General features: G+C 67.3%; 6 protein-coding genes. 1 reads left to right on the forward strand and 5 read right to left on the reverse strand.

Annotated features, from left to right (window positions below):
- A partial coding sequence (locus HC022_RS19195; protein WP_167453486.1) for a hypothetical protein occupies nucleotides 1–218 on the forward strand: 218 nt, incomplete at its 5' end.
- A gap of 63 nt (nucleotides 219–281) precedes the next feature.
- Here HC022_RS19195 and HC022_RS19200 read toward each other — a convergent pair.
- From HC022_RS19200 to sufC, 5 genes are read right to left on the reverse strand one after another with little or no spacing between them, the layout of a single operon-like run.
- The gene (locus HC022_RS19200) at nucleotides 282–1,502 is read right to left on the reverse strand and encodes a cysteine desulfurase (protein WP_167453487.1); all 1,221 of its coding nucleotides are present in this window, start codon (nucleotides 1,500–1,502) and stop codon (nucleotides 282–284) included.
- The gene (locus HC022_RS19205; RefSeq protein ID WP_167453488.1) at nucleotides 1,502–2,080 is read right to left on the reverse strand and encodes a YIP1 family protein; all 579 of its coding nucleotides are present in this window, start codon (nucleotides 2,078–2,080) and stop codon (nucleotides 1,502–1,504) included. The genes HC022_RS19200 and HC022_RS19205 overlap by 1 nt, the downstream gene beginning before the upstream one ends.
- Nucleotides 2,077–2,565: a YIP1 family protein gene (locus tag HC022_RS19210; protein WP_167453489.1), complete on the reverse strand. Its 489-nt coding sequence runs from the start codon at nucleotides 2,563–2,565 to the stop codon at nucleotides 2,077–2,079. Before HC022_RS19210 ends, HC022_RS19205 begins: the two co-directional genes overlap by 4 nt.
- Nucleotides 2,565–3,842, reverse strand: a complete 1,278-nt coding sequence (gene sufD, locus HC022_RS19215; protein ID WP_167453490.1) for a Fe-S cluster assembly protein SufD — start codon at nucleotides 3,840–3,842, stop codon at nucleotides 2,565–2,567. Before sufD ends, HC022_RS19210 begins: the two co-directional genes overlap by 1 nt.
- Complete coding sequence (sufC, locus tag HC022_RS19220) at nucleotides 3,843–4,598, reverse strand: Fe-S cluster assembly ATPase SufC (protein ID WP_008884011.1); 756 nt, start codon at nucleotides 4,596–4,598, stop codon at nucleotides 3,843–3,845. It abuts the gene before it with no gap.
- Nucleotides 4,599–4,784 lie beyond the last annotated feature (186 nt).

The raw sequence follows: 4,784 nt of genomic DNA on the forward strand, positions 1-4,784 counted from the left end.
AAGCGGATGCGGGCGGCAAGCTCACCGGCGTCGGCGGCACCATCGTGGCGCAGGTCTTCGTGCGCCTGCTGCGGCTCGATCCGGAAAGCATCCTAAACACCGACTTCACCCCGTGGGAGGGATTCGGCGGCGCCGACATGACCATGGGCAAGATGATGAAGTGGATCGAGACCAACCGCGACACGATCCCGCTGGGCAACGAGCTGCGCTGCGGCTGAGCCATCCGGGGCGCGCCGCCCGCAGGTGGCGCGCCTTTTCTCAGGACGAGACCGAAGGCCCCGTCAGGCGAAAAGCTCGTGCGCCAGTTCCAGCGCGTCGACGAGCGCGTCGACCTCGGCCTCGGTGTTATAAAGCGCGAAGGATGCGCGGCAGGTCGCCGAGAGCCCGAGATGGTCCATCAGCGGGCCTGCGCAATGATGGCCCGCGCGCACCGCGACGCCCTTCTTGTCGAGGATCGTCGAGACGTCATGGGCATGCGCCGCGCCGTCGAGCGTGAACGAGAAGATCGCCGCCTTGCCGGGCGCGTTGCCCTGCACCTGCAGCCAGTTCAGCCCCGACAGCCGCGAGCCGGCATAGGCCGCGATCTGCGCCTCGTGGGCGGCCACGTTCTCCATTCCCAGCGACATCAGGTACTCGAGCGCGACGCCCATGCCGATCTGCTGGACGATGCCCGGGGTGCCGGCCTCGAACTTCATCGGCGGGGCGGCATAGGTCACGCAGTCCTTGTGGACCTCGCGGATCATGTCGCCGCCGCCCATGAACGGGCGCATCTCGGCCAGCCGCTCCTTGCGGATGAAGATCGCGCCCGAGCCCGAGGGGCCGTAGAGCTTGTGGCCGGTGATGGCGTAGAAATCGCAGCCGATGTCCTCGACATCGACCGGCATATGGACTGCGCCCTGACTGCCGTCGACCAGCACCGGCACGCCCATCTCGCGCGCGGCGTGGCAGATGGTCTTCACGTCCACGACCGTGCCGAGCACGTTCGAAAGCTGCGTGACGGCCACCAGCTTGGTCTTCGGGCCGATCGCGTCGATCACCTTCTGCGGGTCGAGCGCGCCGGTCTCGTCCACGTCGACCCACTTCAGCACGACGCCCTGACGCTCGCGCAGGAAGTGCCAGGGCACGATGTTGGCGTGGTGCTCCATCACCGACAGCACGATCTCGTCGCCAGGCTCGAAACGCGGCATGGCCCAGGAATAGGCCACGAGGTTGATGCCCTCGGTGGTGCCGGAGGTGAAGACGATCTCTTCCTCGTCCTTCGCGCCAAGGAAGCGCGCCGTGATGCCGCGCACCGCCTCGTACTTCTCGGTGGCGAGGTTGGACAGGTAATGCAGCCCGCGGTGGACGTTGGCATATTCCTCGGCATAGCCGCGGGTCACGGCGTCGATCACCGCCTGCGGTTTCTGCGCCGAGGCGCCGTTGTCGAGATAGACGAGCGGCTTGCCGTTGACCTCACGCGAGAGGATCGGGAAGTCGCGGCGAATTTCGGAAACGTCAAACATCAGCCTGCCATGGTTTCGGGGGAGACCCCTGCTAGCACGAGTAGAAGGACCATCGCAAAGGCAAGTGCGATGGTTACGATGACGAGCAGCAGCAGGGCTTTCCAGAGATCGCTGAAGCCATGCGCCACTTCGAGGAAGTTGATCAGGATCCAGACGCCGGCCATCAGCGCGGCGACCACCATGAGCGAGCCCAGGGCCGAGGACAGCAGCCCCGCCAGCAGCACGACGAGCTGCGCCAGCGCCCGCAGGACGTGGAACCACGCGAGCAGCAGCGCGATCTCGATGTCGCGCCCGGTGCCGCCAAGCGCCCGCCCGACCACGCCGAGCAGGACGATGGTCACCGCGAGCTCGAGCGCGAGGATTCCCGCAACGAAGACCGGACCAAATTGCGCGGGCAGTGCCTCGGCCGGGACCAGCACGAAGGAGCCCCCCGCCACCAGCCCGTTCAGCACCACCGACAGCGCCAGCGCCGTCAGGATCGCCTCACCGCTCAGCCGCATGGCCAGCAGCAGGCGCGCCACCTCGCGCGGTGCCGCAACCGTCTGCAGCGCCAGCCGGAGGAAGCCCGCCGGGGTCATTCCGCCGCCGCCTTCTGCGACGCGACAAGCCCGCCGAGCCAGAACCACACGAAGACCGCGAACCACAGCAGACCCACGATGGTCAGCTGCGGGCCCGTCCCCACCAGCCCCGCGACGAGCCCGTTCAGCAGCACCAGCGGCGTCGCCGCCAGCAGCGCCCAGAACAGCGCCAGCCGGGCGCCGTAGCCCGACCCCTTGCCGCCGAAGAGGCGGGCGGCAAGGTGGCTGAGGAAGGCCAGCACGTAGAACAGCAGCGGTGCGACCACCAGCCACGCCAGCAGCGAGGCGCCGAGCATCGGGTTGAGCTCGGTCCCCGCCAGATGCGCCTGCCGTGCGAGCTGCGGCATCTGTGCCACGAAGAACAGCCCGCAGGCGGCCATTACGAACATCAGTGCGCGGTCCTCGCGCGGCCCCTGTCGCAACAGGCGCCGCACGACGGCCCCCGGCCCCCGGTAGGTGGCCAGGATCTCGCGCGAGAGCGTCATCAGCCGCGGCGCCGCAGGAGCCAGGCCTCGACCCGGCCTACGATCTCTTCCTGCAGGCTCTCATCCTCGATCTCCTGCACCGCTTCCGCGATGAAGGCGATGGTCAGAAGGTCCTCGGCGATGCCGCGCGGCAGGCCGCGGGCGCGCAGGTAGAAGAGGCCGTCCTCGTCGATGGCGCCCGAGGTGGACCCGTGCGAGCAGGCCACGTCGTCGGCGTAGATCTCGAGCTCGGGCTTGGCGAGGAACTGGCTGTCCTCGTCGAGCAGAAGCGACTGGCTGATCTGGTAGCCGTCGGTCTTCTGGGCACCCTGCTTCACCAGGATCTTGCCCTGGAACACGCCGGTTGCGCCGTTGCGCAGCACCTTCTTGAAGACCTGCCGGCTTTCGCAGTTCACCGCGTCATGGGTGACGAACACCGTGTCGTCGTGGTGGAAATCGCCGTCGCCCATGCAGGCGCCCGCGATGTGGCAGACCGCGTCGTCACCGGTCAGCTCGACCACGCACTCGTTGCGGGTCAGCACGCCGTTCACCGTGAGGGTGAAGGTCTTGAAGGTGCTCTCGGTGCCGAGCCGCGCGAAGATATGCGTGGCGGCGCGACGCTCGTGGTCGCGGCCCTGGGCGCGGATGTGGTGGAACCCGGCGCCGTCGGCCACGTCCACTTCCATCACCTTGTTGAAACGCGCCGCCGCGGGCCCGTTCTCGAGCACGGTGACGTCGCCGCCTTCTTCGACCTTCACCACGTGATGCAGGATCGCGTCCGAGGTCTCGGACTCGTGGTAGTAGATCAGCGCGACCGGCTTCGAGACCTTGCCGGTGACGCGCATCAGGATGCCGTCTGTGGCGAAGGCGGTGTTGAGCGCCGCGAGCGGACGCTCGACCGGGGTCTGGCCGTCCTCTTCGAGCTTGCCGTAGAGATCCTGCGCCCAGTGGATGTCCGCCGCATCGGCGAGCCGGGCAATCTCGATGTTCTCGAGCGCCAGCGGATCAGAGGCCTCGGCATCGAAGACGCCGTCGCGGAACACGATCTTCAGGCGATCGACACCGTCGAACACCAGCGGCTCGTCCCCCTGGAACACCGCGGCCGTTTTTGCCTCTGCCGCCACGAGGGTGTCGGGGCGGTTTTTTTTCTTGTCCTCGTCACGGGCGCCGGGCAGGCCCATCGCCTGCAGCCGGGCAAGCGCCGACTGGCGCGCTGGCGCCGACCAGCCACCCTCGGGCAGGTCGAGCGCGGCAAGGCGCGCGTCGGTCGCCGTCTGCTTCGGTTGCGGAAGTGCCATTTACGCCTCCTCTTCGATCAGGTGCGCGTAGCCTTGCGTCTCGACCTCGAGCGCCAGCTCGGGGCCGCCGGTCTTGATGATGCGGCCGTCGTACATGATGTGGACCACGTCCGGCTTGATGTGGTCAAGCAGGCGCTGGTAGTGCGTGATCACGAGGAAGCCGCGACCCTCGTCGCGCAGCGCGTTGACGCCGTCCGAGACCAGCTTCATGGCGTCGACGTCGAGGCCCGAGTCGGTCTCGTCGAGGATGCACATCTTCGGCTCGAGCATCGCCATCTGCAGGATCTCGTTGCGCTTCTTCTCGCCGCCCGAGAAGCCGACGTTCACCGGACGCTTCAGCATCTCGGCGTCGATCTTCAGGCTCTTGGCCTTTTCACGCACGACCTTGAGGAACTCGGTCGAGGACATCTCCTCATCGCCACGAGCCTTGCGCTGAGCGTTCACCGCGGTGCGCAGGAAGGTCATGTTGCCGACGCCGGGGATCTCGACCGGGTACTGGAACGCGAGGAAGAGGCCTGCCGCGGCGCGCTCTTCGGGCTCCATCTCGAGGATGTCCTCACCGCCGAGCGTGGCTTCGCCCTCGGTCACCACGTAGCCGTCCTTGCCGGACAGCACGTAGGAGAGCGTCGACTTGCCCGAGCCGTTCGGCCCCATGATGGCGTGCACCTTGCCCGCTTCCACGGTCAGGTTCACACCCTTGAGGATCTGCTTGTCCTCTTCCTCAAGTTTCACCTGCAGGTTCTTGATTTCCAGCATGTTTTCTCTCCATTCGACCCGCCCGGGCCGCGTTCGCGTCACGCGGCGTTCAGGGCCGCATCGTCAGTTGCATGATCCGCAGCAGCCGCTTGGGCGGCACCGGCTGCGGGGTGATCTCGAACCGGGCGAGACGCCCGGTCATTTCGGGGCGGCCGAGGAATTCCTCGACCCGGTGATAGTGTTGCC

This window comes from Salipiger sp. HF18 (genome assembly GCF_011806505.1).
Lineage (GTDB): Bacteria > Pseudomonadota > Alphaproteobacteria > Rhodobacterales > Rhodobacteraceae > Salipiger > Salipiger thiooxidans.

Coding starts and splice junctions, on each gene's coding strand:
- HC022_RS19205 (WP_167453488.1), bottom strand. CDS start 2,080: ATGACCCCGGCGGGCTTCCTCCGGCTGGCGCTGCAGACGGTTGCGGCA.
- sufD (WP_167453490.1), bottom strand. CDS start 3,842: ATGGCACTTCCGCAACCGAAGCAGACGGCGACCGACGCGCGCCTTGCC.
- HC022_RS19210 (WP_167453489.1), bottom strand. CDS start 2,565: ATGACGCTCTCGCGCGAGATCCTGGCCACCTACCGGGGGCCGGGGGCC.
- HC022_RS19200 (WP_167453487.1), bottom strand. CDS start 1,502: ATGTTTGACGTTTCCGAAATTCGCCGCGACTTCCCGATCCTCTCGCGT.
- sufC (WP_008884011.1), bottom strand. CDS start 4,598: ATGCTGGAAATCAAGAACCTGCAGGTGAAACTTGAGGAAGAGGACAAG.